This is a genomic window from Litoreibacter roseus (assembly GCF_009811795.1).
GTDB classification, from domain to species: Bacteria; Pseudomonadota; Alphaproteobacteria; order Rhodobacterales; family Rhodobacteraceae; genus Litoreibacter; species Litoreibacter roseus.
In genome coordinates, this window is the sequence record NZ_BLJE01000007.1 from 137168 (window position 1) to 150661 (window position 13494).

Sequence of the window (13494 nt, forward strand, 5' to 3'; positions counted from 1 at the left end):
ATGCGGACAGCGCTCGGGCTTGTGGTGGTACTATTGGGCGCGGCATGCGCTGAGCGTGCCATTGTCGCTGTATTGCCGCCACCAGAGGTTTCGAATGTCCGGGATGTCTGGGTGGTGAAGTTGCGAGGCGATGCGCAAGCGACGCGCCGCACAGCACCGCCTCGCACGAACAGGCTGAGCTTTGAAAGGACCTCCGTTTCCATCCCGCCGACACACCAACCTGGTCAGATCAAATGGCCAAAGGGACCTCCGGACGCCAACACCGATTTTGTCATCACGCAGGAAGTGAAATTCTCTACTGAATCGCAGTTCGTAAACGCTTTGAATGCTGGTCAGGCTGCTGAGCAAGGCGAGACGCTGCTCTTTGTACACGGCTACAACGTTCGCCACTACGAAGCGGTCTATCAGCTTGCCCAGATGGCCGAGGACTACGACGTGTCGGGGCCGGCAGTAGTGTTTTCCTGGCCCTCCGCGGGCGTCGCGGCAGGGTATGTCTATGATCGCGACAGCGTGCTGATCTCGCGCGATGCTCTCGAGCAAACGATCATTGCCTTGTCCAAACAAAGTAACCGCGAAATTATATTGGTGGGGCATTCAATGGGCAGCCACCTCATTATGGAAACCCTGCGCCAGATCGAGATCAAGAAATCTTTAGATATCGCGACCTCAATCACTGCACTAGTACTGATGGCGCCCGACATTGATGGTGAGGTGTTCCTGTCGCAAGTCAGAAGCTTAGATGCTCTGCCGGATCCGTCCATCTTGATGGTTGCCCAGCGTGACCGAGCGCTGCGTTTGTCTGCATTTCTCGCAGGACAACGCCCTCGACTGGGAGGACAGACAGACAGAGCCATCGTCGCTGACCTGCCAATTAGTGTAATCGACGTTGATGATTTGGGAACTGGCGAAAGGTTCGATCATGCCATACCGACCTCATCTCCGGCGGCCATCGAAATTTTACGACGTCTGGACGCCGATATGCCAATCGCAAACGCTGAGATACCTGATCTTGTTGTCCTCTCGGAACTTCCACATACACCGAACCCGACGAAAACCCAACCTGATCGTTGAAATCCAGAACGGTCTGAAAGTCGGAAAACTTCTGAAATAGCGACCCCATCTTTGACTCGTGATCAGCAGAGATCACGCGAGATTTTCAATCGTCTAAGAAGGAGTATCCCATGGGCTTGCCCTCAAGTGAACTGACCCCCGACAACTGTGTTTTCATGATGATCGACCACCAGGTCGGTTTGATGTCGTTTCTGACATCGATCGATCCGACCCAGATGAAGAACAACATTCTTGGTCACGCCAAGACAGCCAAAGCGTTCGACATCCCGGTGATCATGGGCACCAGCTGGCCCACCGGTCCAAACGGCCCGACTATGCCCGAGCTCAAAGCGCTCTTTCCCGATGTCGACGTGATCGACCGCCCGTTTGTGAACTTCTGGAATGATCCGGCGTCCAAGGCGGCAGTTGAGGCGACCGGGCGCAAGAAGCTCGTGATCTCTGGTCTGGCGACCGAAGTCTGCGCCGCATTTCCGGCTATCGCCGCTCTGCGTGAAGGCTATGAGGTCTACGTGGTGATGGACGCCAGCGCGGACTTCAACCCTTTCATTCAACAGGTCACTATGACGCGTCTGGCTGCCGCTGGCGTGATCGTGACCACTTGGGTGGCGGTATTGGCGGAACTGGCCAAGAACACTCAGGAAAACGGCCAGCATATTGGCATGCTGTTGAGCGAGCATATGGGCCAGTACTACGCCGCGATGAACTTCTTCCTGGGCTCCGGCAAGACGGCCGACGAAGTCGCGAAGAACGTGGGCCTCACAGGTCACCCGCCGATCCCGATGGCGGGCCAGTAACCCGTCGCGCAATTGGAACCGTCGCCCTCGGGCGGCGGTTCATACGCGATCTGAAAGCCCAGTGTTCGCCGTTATGGCAGGGAGAACAAATATGAGCGTTCAAGAGCTCGTCGTAGCTGACGCTATTCCACGTGAGAGACTTGCACGGTACTGGACGATTATCGGATCGGTCCTCCTCGTCGCCTCGATAGCGCAGCCGATCGTATCTGCACAACTCGCCGGTATACCGCCAGAGGATTTGCTGTCTCCAATGACGTCTCACTTCGGTGATACGCCGCTCCCGGACGAGGTGTTGTCTCTATTTGCCGGTGTCTTCGCTAACATCGAGTTTGCCTTTGTGTTTGCGGCGGTGAAGCTAATTGCCGGCGCTGCCATTTTGTATTCTGCCAGACACCTTCACGCGGACACGGGGCGTCCTCAGATCGTTCTCGAAATAGCGGCTGTTACGGGGGTGGCCGCTTTTATCGGGATCGGCGTTTACTTCTCATACTCGTCTTTTCTCATCGCCTCTCTCATGGGCGTTCCGCTCATTGCAACGGTTTTCATGGCGGGACTTGGCTTGATTTTTGCGCTCCTCCCGGCCCGTTGGCTTTGGCGCAATTTCCGTAGTTTACGTGCCCTCTAGGAGCTGCTGATGCTTTGTCCATCAACCGTTCGCACGATAGATAGTCTTCTCGGTAGAGGCCGGATGATTGCTACAATCGGTGCGTTTGTTTCCTTGGCACTTCTGGTGAGCGCTTCTTTAGTGTCTGCGCAGGGCTTTGGAAACGGCGATCAGCCGCCGCCCGCCGTTTTGGTCACAGAGGTCCGTCCAGAGGCGCGCGCTGATGAGAATGTTTACCCCGGCCGGGTTCGCTCCACAGACCGTTTGGAGATCGTACCACGCGTCACTGGCTTCTTGGAGAAACCGCTCTTTGAAATCGGGGACTATGTCGAGGCGGGTACGCTGCTGTTTCAGATTGAGCCGTCGCGTTTTGCCGCTCAACTCAGAGCGGTTGAAGCACAGTTGGCATCTGCGGAGGCGCAACGAACACTCGCACGTGCCACGCTGGAGCGCACGCGCGAACTTGCCACGCGCAGTGCCACGCCGCAGGCACGGCTGGATGAAGCGCAAGCCGCATTTGAAAGTGCTGTCGCCGAGATCGCGCAGCTCACCGCGAGCCGGGATCTTGCCCAAATAGATTTGCAGAACACCGAGATTAGAGCGCCTTTCTCTGGCCGTATGTCGCGGTCGGTGGTGGCCCAAGGGGCCCTTGTTGGGCCAACATCAGGCCCGCTGGCGATGCTTGTCGCCGAGGATCCAACCGAGGTTGTCTTTGCCGCGAGCCAGCAAGTCTTTTTGGATGTCCGGCGGGATGGTTTGGAACCGGGTGATGTAGATGTGTTGCTTCGGCTTATGGATGGCTCAGTGTACTCAGAAATTGGCCAGATCGTCGCAAATGAAGTCACCGCCAGCGGCCGGACAGACGCGATAGAAGTCACCGCGCGTATTGCCAACCCGGAGGGATCGCTGATTGACGGGCAGCTCGTCGATGTGGTGATCCGCAACAAGCAACCGACAGAACGTCTTGTCTTGCCGCAGGCCGCTTTGCTGCTCGATCAGCAGGGGACGTATGTGCTGGGTGTTGACGAGACCGACACCGTGATCCGCTATGACATCAAGACAGGCGTGCAAATAGGCACGGAAATCGAAGTGACCTCGGGCATTGAGACCGGTGCCGTGGTCATCGTCTCTGGTCTTACCCGCGCGCGGCCAGGCCTTGTCGTCGCGCCCCAGTTTGCCCGAGCGCAAGACTAGTGGTCTATGACATTTTCATCGCCCGTCCACGCCTCGCGATTGTCATTTCTCTCTTGATCACGATTGCCGGGTTGATCGCCATGCGCGTCATACCGGTCGCACAATACCCCGATATCGCACCACCAACCGTTCAGGTCAGTGCTTTCTACCCCGGGGCAGATTCTGAAGTCATCGAAAGTGCCGTGGCGCAGCCCATCGAGAGCGCAATCAATGGTGTCGAAGGCATGCGCTATATGTCGTCATCGTCCTCTGCTGATGGAACATATTCATTGACGGTCTCTTTTGAAGTTGGCGTTGATCCTGACATCGCGGCGATCAACATTCAAAATCGCATTGCTGCGGTGGAATCGACGCTCCCGGCAGAAGTGCGGGACGACGGTGTTTCGGTCACTAAGTCTGCTGGCGATCTGCTTCAGGCCTTCCTCTTCTTCTCAACTGATGGTTCGCGAGATGGCTTGTTCATCAACAACTACTTGGCCATCGCCGTGCTTGACGAAATCAAACGCGTTCCAGGTGTTGGAAGTGCCCAACAGTTTGGTGGCGGCGACTACGCCATGCGGGTCTGGCTGGATGCAGACGCGCTGGACAGTTACCGTCTGACCGCATCCGACGTGTCCGCAGCGCTGCAAACACAGAATATTCAAGCGCCTATTGGCCGTATTGGGTCCGCCCCAATATTCGGAGATCAACAGCTACAGCTCAATCTGACAACCACGGGTCGTTTGGTCACACCGGAAGAATTTGAGAACGTAATTCTCTTGGCCGAGCCGGGAGGAGCGACTGTGCGGGTGGCAGATGTGGGCCGCGTTGAGCTATCCGCCGAGAACTTCGACCAAGCAGCTTTCTATGAAGGCCGCCGTGCCTCTGTTTTGGGGATCAGTCTTTTGCCAGGTGCAAATGCTGTATCTGTCGCTGAAGCCGTAAATCTACGCCTCAGTGCTTTGTCAGAGCGCTTCCCGGATGGGCTTGCCTACAGGTCCGTCTTGGACAACTCAAAATTCGTCGGAGCTATGATAGATAAGGTTGTCGTCACATTGGCAGAGGCCTTTGGATTGGTAGCATTGGTCATCTTGCTCTTCCTGGGGCGGGTTCGCTCAACGGTGATACCCCTCATTGCCGTACCTGTGGCCGTTATTGGTACGTTTGCGGTTCTCCTTATCGCGGGCATGTCGGCCAATACGATCAGCTTGTTGGCGATGATCCTCGTGATTGGGATTGTTGTGGACGATGCCATCATCGTTGTCGAAAACGTTGAACGGGTGATGGAAGAGAATCCCGAAATGCCCGTCAATGAAGCTGTCAGTAAGGCGATGCGAGAAATCGCTGGGTCGATCATTGCTATTACGCTGGTGCTACTCTCGGTCTTTGTGCCTGTAGCCTTTCTAGGAGGATCATCGGGCACGTTGTTGCGCGAGTTCGCCGTCACAGTGTCTGCTGCCATGGTAATATCTGCCATCAATGCGTTGACGCTTGCGCCGGCACTCGCAGCACTCTTTCTTAGGCCAGGTCCGGTGGCATTCGCGCCACTCAGATGGGTGTCGAGACGGATTGATGGGCTCACCAAGGGATACACCTGGACCATCGCACGTCTGCTGCGCGTTGCTCCATTGGCCTTCGTGCTATCAGTTGGGGCAGGCTACATCGCGTTTCAATCAACCCAAATGCTGCCATCCGGTTTTGTCCCCGAAGAAGACAAGGGATTTGCCTTCGTCGTCGTGACATTGCCAGAGGGAACGTCACTCAATCGAACTCAAGACCTGCTCTTGGATCTGACGGAAAGCGTGGTCGAGGATCCGGCCATCGATATCGCCGTCCCCGTCGCGGGTATCGATTTCCTAGGTGGAGGGGCGGCCCCCAACACGGGCGTCATTTTTGTGACGCTGCTCCCTTATGAACTCCGTGAAGATCCGGAGCTCAGTTCTTTTGCCGTTGTTCGAAGGCTCGGTGCCTTGTTGGCATCGATCCCAGACGGGACATTTTTCCCCGTAAACCCACCTGCAATCGACGGGATCGGACAGGTCGGCGGGCTTGAATACAACCTTGAAGCCGTCACTGGCCAGAACGCGCCTCAATTGGCGGCAGCTGCACGCGGCATGATCGTCGCCGCCAGTGCGGCACCAGAGATCGCCGCTGTGTTTACCACCTTCAGCGCGGAAACGCCTCGGTTGCGCTTGGACGTCAACAGAGAGCGCGCACAAGTGCTCGGGGTTGAGGTCGCAGATGTCTTTCGGGCGCTGCAGATCAATCTCGGCGGGGCCTATGTCAACGACTTCAATCTATTTGGGAGAACATGGTCTGTCAGACTTCAAAGCGATGCAGCCGATCGAAACGAAATCTCGGACGTCCTCTCCCTGAGGGTCCGCAACACAGACGGCGATATGATCTCCCTGTCATCTTTTGCAACTGTGTCGTTGGAAGCGGGCCCGCGTTTGATCAGCCGACACAACAACTATCGTTCAGCAGCTTTGACGGTCGCTCCCATGCCAGGCGTCGGTGATGGTGTCGCCCTCGCCGCGATGGAAGAGCTATCGCGCACTACTCTGCCAGATGGTTACGCATATGAGTGGTCCGGGCAGGCTCTTGAACAAGTGGAAACCAGTGACCAGACCTTAATCGTCTTGGCCCTTGCTCTGTTGTTTGCCTATCTATTCCTAGTGGCACTTTATGAGAGCTGGGCAATCCCAATTGCTGTGCTGACATCGGTTTCGGTCGCTGGCATGGGTGCTGTGCTGGCCTTACTTTTTTTCCAGATGTCGTTCGACCTCTATGCCCAGATCGGCTTGATCATCCTGATCGCCTTGTCCGCAAAGAACGCCATTCTTGTCGCCAGTTTCGTCCTGGAGCGTCGGACGCAGGGCGATAGCCCGCAACAAGCAGCACTGGACGGTGCAAGGCTCCGGTTCCGACCAATCATGATGACAGCACTCTCCTTCATCCTTGGGTTGATACCGCTTGCAACGGCGACGGGCGCAGGAGCCGGTGCCATGGTCGCAGTCGGCATTCCCGTGCTTTTTGGCATGTTGGCATCCGCAGTCTTTGGCATTTTGCTAACACCGATGCTCTTGCTAACAATTGAAAGCTTCCGCGCACGTTTCGGATCGCACCATCCGCTCTAGAGGGCGTCTCGGAAAAGCAGAACCGATGATTAGTTTAACTGCGTTGGCTCAACATCTTTTGCCAGATCAATCGACTGGTAAGGCGGGTTCCAGCAGAGCGCGAAGCGCATTGCGCTTCGCATGATCCGATAGACCCTGTACTTGCCACAGCCGTTGACCCGCCAGCAGATCAGCCGTCCCGTGTACAACCGCCCAATAATGATGGGTCAAAACCATGTCCTGAAAAGTTCCAAAGGGCGCTTTGCCGGTAAGTGCTGCGAATTGTTCAGCCAATAGCCGAAAGGCATCGTCTCCCGCCCGGGTCAGATCGATATCCGCGCGGTCGGTGCGATCTGATGTAAAAGACAACCGAAACAAGGCTGTATGAATCTGCGCGAACGCAATGTAGGCAAGTCCATAGGCCAACAGACCCTCCCGAGGCCCTGTCGTCTTTGCAATCTCCGCTTTTGCCATATCCAACAGCCGTTCGAACCCGCGCACCGCCAGCGCCGTTAGTAGCCCTGCGACATCGTTGAAGTGATGCGCGGGTGCAGCGTGGCTGACACCGGTTCGCCGAGCGACACGACGAAGCGAAAACGCTTCGGGCCCGACCTCTGCCAGTTCGACCTCACCCGCGTCAAGCAGCGCCGTGCGTAGATCACCATGATGATAACGGCGCTCCTCAGGGCTGGTCGTGGGCTGAGTGTGATCGATCCTCTCATTCATGCCACAGTTCTACAAAGTGACCCTAGCTTCAGCAAGCCATTTCTTGACAGTGTCAAGATTTTGCGATACCTGATTCTTGTCACTGTCAAGATGGTAGCTATGGAGCCGAGCATGGACCCGCAAACTCTGTTCGACGTTGCGTCGACACTTGCAATGCTAGGATGGGTAGCGCTTGCGCTGAGTCCGCTGGCGCCACGCAGGCTGCTGCCCGTCGGTGGTGTAGTTTTGCCGCTATTGGTCTGTGTTATCTACGCTCTGGCAGCGGTGCTTTACCTGCCGGGTGCGGAGGGCGGATTCGACACCCTCGACAATGTGATGCTGCTGTTCTCGGATCGGGGAGCCACCACGGTCGGATGGGTTCATTTTCTAGCTTTCGATCTGTTAGTCGGCGGCTGGATCGTCCGTGACGCACGCGCCCGCAGCGTCCCACACATTACTCTGCTGCCCTGTCTGTTCGTTACCCTCATGCTCGGCCCAGTCGGTCTACTGGCCTATCTCGCCTTACGAAGCCTATGGGTTACTTGGCAAAAACGAAAGGTTGCATTCGCATGACTGACATCTCCCTATCACAAACGCGCGCGACTTTAACGCCGCTCGCCGTTGCCGCCCTCGCCCTCGCAGGAATTGCAGTCCTTTTGCTCTCAATGGTTGCATTTGATACGCGTGTGCTGGACGGGGAAAGCGTCTGGCTAAAGCCCCTTAAATTCTCCGTGTCACTTGCACTTTGGTTGGCGACGCTGGATTGGGGAGCGCGCAGGCTCCCATCATCAGTACGGAACAGGCGTTGGCTGACGATTTGGGCCTGTATCGCCATTACCACAGCGTTTGCTGAACTTGTCTGGGTAGCAAGTGCGGCCGCCCTTGGCACCCGATCACACTACAATGTAACCGACCCACTGCTCCAAACGCTCTACGAGACGGCAATGGGGCCAATTGCCGTCTTGCTCGCCCTGACAGCAGCCGGCTTCGGTGCATCGCTTCTGCGTCATGGCACGGACGTGATGGATCGCGCTGTCGGGTATGCGTTCGTCGCGACGACGATGCTGACAATTCCAATTGGAATGGCACTTTCCTTCGCGCCGGTCGAAGGCATTGGCATTGCGCCCTTTGGATGGACTCTTGCCCCGGGTGACCTCCGCCCCGCGCATTTCGTGGCCACGCACCTGATGCAGATTATCCCAATAGCGATGTGGTTTGTCGCTTTGATTGGGCTCGAGCGGCGTGGCACCAGCCTGGTACTAACAACGACGTTTTCGGCGATCACCCTGCTGATTGCAGCCTATGGGATGGGCTGGATCGGCTAAAATACTTTCTGCTGATACACGACAAACCTATCAACCGCGAGAAAGGACCTTTCATGTCACTTCGTCTTCCCATGAACCTGCTCTTTGCTTGTATTGCTCTCCCGGCGCATGCAGACACCACTGTCACTGCGATCCAGGGTACCTGGGTGACGACCATCCTCGAAAGCCCAACCCCAGGTGGCGGCCCGCCAGCCTACGTTCGCCAGACGACGTCCTTTGACAAGGAACAACAAACCCTTACGGTGGAAGCATTTTCCGATCCGAGCGGAACACAGCCTCTGTTCAGATACGATTCCTTCGGTCCATTCACGGATATCGGCCCCTGGGAGGCAGTTCCCAGAGCTCGCGCGCTTGACTTAGAAAACGACAGCTCTGTGGTGACAATTTTTGTAGACGCCCCAGACCTTTGGCGGGCAATTAGTCTCGCCAATTGTGATCTGACCGTTGGTGTCGGAATTGATATCACAGACTGTGTCAACGGCCCACCCTTCGCTGTGACGGACTGTATCGACATGGACATCGTGCTGGTTGACTTGGAGGGAACTCGGCTGCGCTATGGCGGAGGCGAAAACGTCAACAGATGCATAACGCGTCCAACAGAAGTATCGGAGACTGCGTTCTTCAAGGTAGAGTAACATCCGGTTTTCCCACCAGATGTTGTTTCGTGAGTTTCTGTACCAGGCCTAGGGGGCTCGAAGCTGCATAATCGGACAGATTCTGGAACATTTGCGAACGTACCGGCTTGCTGCATGGTCTAAGGCTGCCGAAGATATCGTCATGAAGTCTATGGAGGCCGAAGTGACACCGGATATTGCGCGCGACTGGGGTTTGTCCTTTGACGATTTGCTGTTTCTGGCCGAGTTGCCAGAGTATGTCCGTCTTGAGGCTGCGCTTCAACTATGCCATCTCCGTCGTACTGGCCGGTTTGTTGAGGATTGGTCATGTATTTCCGATGACGCCATTTTTTATGTGGCCTCGCAGGTTGAACAGTCTGACGCCCGCACGCACCGCTCTTTCGATGATCGGACAGCGCGTCGATATCGGGTCAGACTTATCGAATACATGGGTCTTTCGCGCGCTACCGCGGATGATCTTGCTGCGCTGGAAACTCGGTTGATGACGGAAGCCTGCCCTATGGGCGGTTCAGTTGTTGAGATGATCGAACATTGTTTTCTTCGGTTCGGGTATCATGGGCTTATTCCGCCATCCGAAAAAACGCTTTCACGCATTGTACGGTCGGTCCGTCGGAAATTTCTGGATAGATACCTTCCATCAGTAGTCAACGCACTGTCGCCTGAAACGATCTCCAGGCTGGAAAGCTGTCTTGCCAATCCAAGTGGGGACCATGGATTTCAGCGTCTGAAAACTGACGTTGGCGCTGCGACTTTGGATAACGTGCCGGAAGCGGCCGACCGACTGGAATTCATTCCCAGCTTGGCTCTGCCATTTGAACTCTTGGTGCATCTCAATCCGTCATGGCTGGCTACGCTGACACGCCGGGTGGAAAGAGAAACTGCAACCGAGATGCGACGACATTGCGGGGCGCGTCGCCTTGGTCTGTTCGCAATTTACCTCATGTCCCGCCGCGCACGGATGATTGACGAGCTTGCAGATCTATTGCTTGAAGTTGTGCATTGGGTTGGCACCAAGTCCCGACGCAAGGTCGTCAGCAGGATTGCTGCTGATATTGAGAAGGTACACGGCAAAGACCGGTTACTTGTGGGCATTGCAACGGCGGCAATGCTGACCCCAAATGGACGGGTAGCTGATGTGATCTTCCCGGTGGCAACAGCGGTCAAGTTGAAAGCCAATACAGATGAACACCGGGCCAAGGTTACATTGGACTTCGGATACAGACGATGATGCGCGGCTCCTATGCCACCCACTACCGGCGCATGCTGCCATCGTTGCTTCCCGTTTTGGAATTTCGTTCGATTAATGAAACCTGGCGGCCCATTCTGAAAGCGCAGTCTCTGATCGTGCTTTTGAATGAAGAAGGGCGACGACTTGTGCCCGTATCACTGGTCCCGGAAGGGTCAATTCCCCGCAAATGGTGGGACACAGTGGTTGATCAGAAGGGGCGACTCAATGTCGTATCTCAATCCAGATGATGATCTGCCGAAAGATTTTCTGCAGAAACGGGACATCTAAAACGCCAGGTTGGACCTGACCCAAGGTGCAAAGGCTTTCTCGGGTTCTGTGCGTGAACATTCGGAACAGGAACTGCTTCAATTGAATGCGATATTGCCGTCAAATGAAAAAGTGAGGATACACTTTTCTGGCGAAAACAGGATCGGCATCACGCCCTTTGATCCAGTACCTGAGCCTGGGGGGCTGATGGCGATCCTGTTTGCGTCAGCCAAGCAGCGCAACACGCAACTAACTCTTCGGAATGTGCAATGCCTCGACTGTTTCAATACATCATACCATGCCCAAGGAGGTAACCCCTATGCTTTTCGCAGTTGGGGTCACCCTTGAGCGGGCTGACTGTCCTGGTTATATGAAACGATGAAATACTAAGGGCAATAGTCGATGGTGCGCTTGGCTTCGGCGTCAGTCGGGCGGTAAGGCATAAACTGCTACTCCAGGAGACGCCTCGGAATACTCATGATCAACGGTGACAAAGGCTTGATCCTTTCGCAACGCAATCCCAGAAACTTCTCCGGCATCGACAAGTGAGTAAACGGTCGAAATCTCACCGGTCACCGGGTCGATGTACAGCAAGTCGTTCCATCCTGCAGCGAGCGCGACGATTTTGTCTCCGCCGTGGTGCAAGCCGACGATCTGATATTCGGATACGGATCTGCTAGGGCGAAGATCGCCTGTCAGTTGCAGCCGGAGCGCTGTGCCGTCTTGTAGACTCAGCAGCAGCCCTTGCCCTTCGTCGGAGAGGACGAGCGTCCCGGTCGCGGGATCTACCGACATAGCCGCGATTTCTCCAACAGTCGGCAGGCCGCCTAGGCCTAGTGGCAGCCCCGGCTCGGTCTGCCATCCACCTGAGCCCTTAGACCAAACAGCGATCTCGTCATAGTCACCAGCAATGAAGGCACGTTCGTCCGATATGGTCACAGTTTCGATCTGCCCCTGTCGCAGCAACAGTGGCGCACCGTTGATCACGGTCGAAGACTTAACCGCGTCGAGTGACGGCGGAAGTTCAAAGAGCTCCGCCTGGTCGGTCGCTACTAGGAACCGCTCATCAGTGGGATCCCAGGCAATGCCAGAGGGTTGGAGGATAGCAAGTGGCAGTGACCGCGTGTCTGCGCGAACAAGGTTTGCGGTCGGCTGGATTGGTGGCCCGTCCGGGTTGAGGTCGGGGATGGATTGGTCCGGCGCAAATAGAGTGAACATCACATCCACGCCAGTCCGCGTGTAAAGCGCACCATAGGCGAGGAGGCCAAGTGCCACCGCGACAGCTAGAATTGCCACGATGCCTGACCGCCGCTTTCGGGGTTGCGAGGCGGCGGGGAGGTGGGCGCGGATTTCGGTCGAGTTATCCATGATCGTCGCCTTTTGCTGAGTTCAGATGCTCGACAAGCCATGGCACGAGTTTCGAGGTCATCTGCCAACGGTCCTGCGGACAATGGTCATCTGTTCCCGACCACACCAACGTCCCGTCGGTGGTCGACGCGGTCACCAATTCCATATCCGACTCCGGGGCTACGTCGTCTCCGCGCGCGTTGATCGAGAAGATCGGCACGTGGGTCGTGCGTCCCTCGCCAATCAGTCCCTGATCTACCAGCGAGAACCCCTTCAACGCTGCCGCGATGGCCTCAAAATCGTTGGGGTCTAGGTTGGCCCTGTCGGCAAAGGCATGGCGATACATCTCTCCGACATAGGCGATCTGCTCGGCTTCGAGTTGGAAGACAGAATGGACAGGCCCGCAAACGTTGACTGCGGCACGTAAACCCTCAGGTGCCTGCATAGCCAGCTTGACGGCGATGCCGCCGCCGAAGGAAACGCCCATGATTGCGAACCGGTCGCCATCCACGCGCTTGTCGGAGCGTAGGATTTCCATAAGTGCGACCGGCAACTGCTCGTAGTCTGGCGCGAGACGAATTTGAGAATGGCTTCCCGTGCCTGCCATGTCGTAAGCGAGCAACCCAATCCCTTCGGCTAGCAGCGCCTCGGTCAGTCCGAAGAACTCGCCTTTGAGGACGTCGATGCCGTTGGACGCGACAACGACTGGGATCGGACCATCCTCATCGGCTGGCAAGGTCAAGATGCCATCGATAGCGTGACCGCCCCAGTTACCCTTCACTTGCTCCACCTGATGCCCGCGCAGCGCTGCGGCGCGCATCAAGGCGTCGATATTTTTGCCGAAGTTCCGCTCTTGGTTCGGGTTTTCCCCGACATACGGGAACTTGGCCACAGCGTAATGTCCCGCCGCGCGACTGAGCAGTTCGGCCGCGACAAGGGCGTTTCCGGCGGCGACCTGTACGTCGGCGCGCCTTACTAGGCTGTCGCCCAGACTCTCGAACTCGTAGGTCCATTCGCCGGGCCCGTATTCGGTCGCGCCATCAGCTGGACCGTCTTCGGGTGCGCCAGCGCGAATGCGCTCCAGCGTCGCGTCAAGGTTGATCGGGTCAATTCCGTTCCACATCCAATGCGCCGGACGAATGTCGCGATAGAATTCGCCGTCCGCGCAGACGGGCATGGCGGTGGCGCAGAGAAGGGCCAAGGCGGAAAGACTGCGTAGGGTCATGATA

At 56.4% G+C, this 13494-nt stretch carries 12 protein-coding genes; 9 read left to right on the forward strand and 3 right to left on the reverse strand.

Annotation, left to right across the window (positions count from 1 at the left end; all coding sequences use genetic code 11):
- The 5 genes from KIN_RS20630 (at position 1) to KIN_RS20650 (ending at position 6779) form a co-directional block, all read left to right on the forward strand.
- A complete protein-coding gene (locus tag KIN_RS20630) occupies positions 1-1071 on the forward strand; it encodes an alpha/beta hydrolase (protein WP_159810720.1) in 1071 nt (356 codons plus the stop codon).
- A gap of 110 nt (positions 1072-1181) precedes the next feature.
- On the forward strand, positions 1182-1865 hold the full coding sequence (locus KIN_RS20635; RefSeq protein WP_159810722.1) for an isochorismatase family protein: 684 nt from the start codon (positions 1182-1184) through the stop codon (positions 1863-1865).
- Between the two features lie 91 nt (positions 1866-1956).
- Positions 1957-2490 carry a hypothetical protein gene (locus KIN_RS20640; RefSeq protein WP_159810724.1) on the forward strand — a complete coding sequence of 178 codons (534 nt, stop codon included), beginning with the start codon at positions 1957-1959 and terminating at the stop codon, positions 2488-2490.
- 63 nt (positions 2491-2553) lie between these two features.
- The gene (locus KIN_RS20645) at positions 2554-3663 is read left to right on the forward strand and encodes an efflux RND transporter periplasmic adaptor subunit (protein ID WP_159810726.1); all 1110 of its coding nucleotides are present in this window, start codon (positions 2554-2556) and stop codon (positions 3661-3663) included.
- Positions 3663-6779: an efflux RND transporter permease subunit gene (locus KIN_RS20650; protein WP_159810728.1), complete on the forward strand. Its 3117-nt coding sequence runs from the start codon at positions 3663-3665 to the stop codon at positions 6777-6779. The genes KIN_RS20645 and KIN_RS20650 overlap by 1 nt, the downstream gene beginning before the upstream one ends.
- A 66-nt stretch (positions 6780-6845) precedes the next feature.
- Here the strand turns inward: KIN_RS20650 and KIN_RS20655 are convergent, their stop codons facing one another.
- A complete protein-coding gene (locus tag KIN_RS20655) occupies positions 6846-7484 on the reverse strand; it encodes a TetR/AcrR family transcriptional regulator (protein WP_159810730.1) in 639 nt (212 codons plus the stop codon).
- Between the two features lie 111 nt (positions 7485-7595).
- Here KIN_RS20655 and KIN_RS20660 point away from each other — a divergent pair, with 111 nt between their 5' ends.
- From KIN_RS20660 to KIN_RS20675, 4 genes are all read left to right on the forward strand, one after another.
- Complete coding sequence (locus tag KIN_RS20660; protein WP_159810732.1) at positions 7596-8036, forward strand: ABA4-like family protein; 441 nt, start codon at positions 7596-7598, stop codon at positions 8034-8036.
- Complete coding sequence (locus tag KIN_RS20665; protein ID WP_159810734.1) at positions 8033-8788, forward strand: hypothetical protein; 756 nt, start codon at positions 8033-8035, stop codon at positions 8786-8788. Before KIN_RS20660 ends, KIN_RS20665 begins: the two co-directional genes overlap by 4 nt.
- 53 nt (positions 8789-8841) lie before the next feature.
- Positions 8842-9423, forward strand: a complete 582-nt coding sequence (locus tag KIN_RS20670) for a hypothetical protein (RefSeq protein ID WP_159810736.1) — start codon at positions 8842-8844, stop codon at positions 9421-9423.
- A 142-nt stretch (positions 9424-9565) separates the two neighbouring features.
- Complete coding sequence (locus KIN_RS20675) at positions 9566-10651, forward strand: DUF4158 domain-containing protein (RefSeq protein ID WP_159810738.1); 1086 nt, start codon at positions 9566-9568, stop codon at positions 10649-10651.
- Positions 10652-11341: 690 nt separating this feature from the next.
- Here KIN_RS20675 and KIN_RS20680 read toward each other — a convergent pair.
- Both KIN_RS20680 and KIN_RS20685 read right to left on the reverse strand, forming a co-directional pair.
- Positions 11342-12286: a hypothetical protein gene (locus KIN_RS20680; protein ID WP_159810740.1), complete on the reverse strand. Its 945-nt coding sequence runs from the start codon at positions 12284-12286 to the stop codon at positions 11342-11344.
- Complete coding sequence (locus tag KIN_RS20685; protein WP_159810741.1) at positions 12279-13490, reverse strand: alpha/beta fold hydrolase; 1212 nt, start codon at positions 13488-13490, stop codon at positions 12279-12281. The genes KIN_RS20680 and KIN_RS20685 overlap by 8 nt, the downstream gene beginning before the upstream one ends.
- Positions 13491-13494: the final 4 nt, after the last annotated feature.

Bases quoted from the DNA above. Each gene is read 5' to 3' on its own strand.
- KIN_RS20685 (WP_159810741.1), bottom strand. From the start codon at position 13,490: ATGACCCTACGCAGTCTTTCCGCCTTGGCCCTTCTCTGCGCCACCGCC.
- KIN_RS20665 (WP_159810734.1), top strand. From the start codon at position 8,033: ATGACTGACATCTCCCTATCACAAACGCGCGCGACTTTAACGCCGCTC.
- KIN_RS20635 (WP_159810722.1), top strand. From the start codon at position 1,182: ATGGGCTTGCCCTCAAGTGAACTGACCCCCGACAACTGTGTTTTCATG.
- KIN_RS20640 (WP_159810724.1), top strand. From the start codon at position 1,957: ATGAGCGTTCAAGAGCTCGTCGTAGCTGACGCTATTCCACGTGAGAGA.
- KIN_RS20630 (WP_159810720.1), top strand. From the start codon at position 1: ATGCGGACAGCGCTCGGGCTTGTGGTGGTACTATTGGGCGCGGCATGC.
- KIN_RS20680 (WP_159810740.1), bottom strand. From the start codon at position 12,286: ATGGATAACTCGACCGAAATCCGCGCCCACCTCCCCGCCGCCTCGCAA.
- KIN_RS20655 (WP_159810730.1), bottom strand. From the start codon at position 7,484: ATGAATGAGAGGATCGATCACACTCAGCCCACGACCAGCCCTGAGGAG.
- KIN_RS20645 (WP_159810726.1), top strand. From the start codon at position 2,554: ATGATTGCTACAATCGGTGCGTTTGTTTCCTTGGCACTTCTGGTGAGC.
- KIN_RS20675 (WP_159810738.1), top strand. From the start codon at position 9,566: ATGAAGTCTATGGAGGCCGAAGTGACACCGGATATTGCGCGCGACTGG.
- KIN_RS20660 (WP_159810732.1), top strand. From the start codon at position 7,596: ATGGACCCGCAAACTCTGTTCGACGTTGCGTCGACACTTGCAATGCTA.
- KIN_RS20670 (WP_159810736.1), top strand. From the start codon at position 8,842: ATGTCACTTCGTCTTCCCATGAACCTGCTCTTTGCTTGTATTGCTCTC.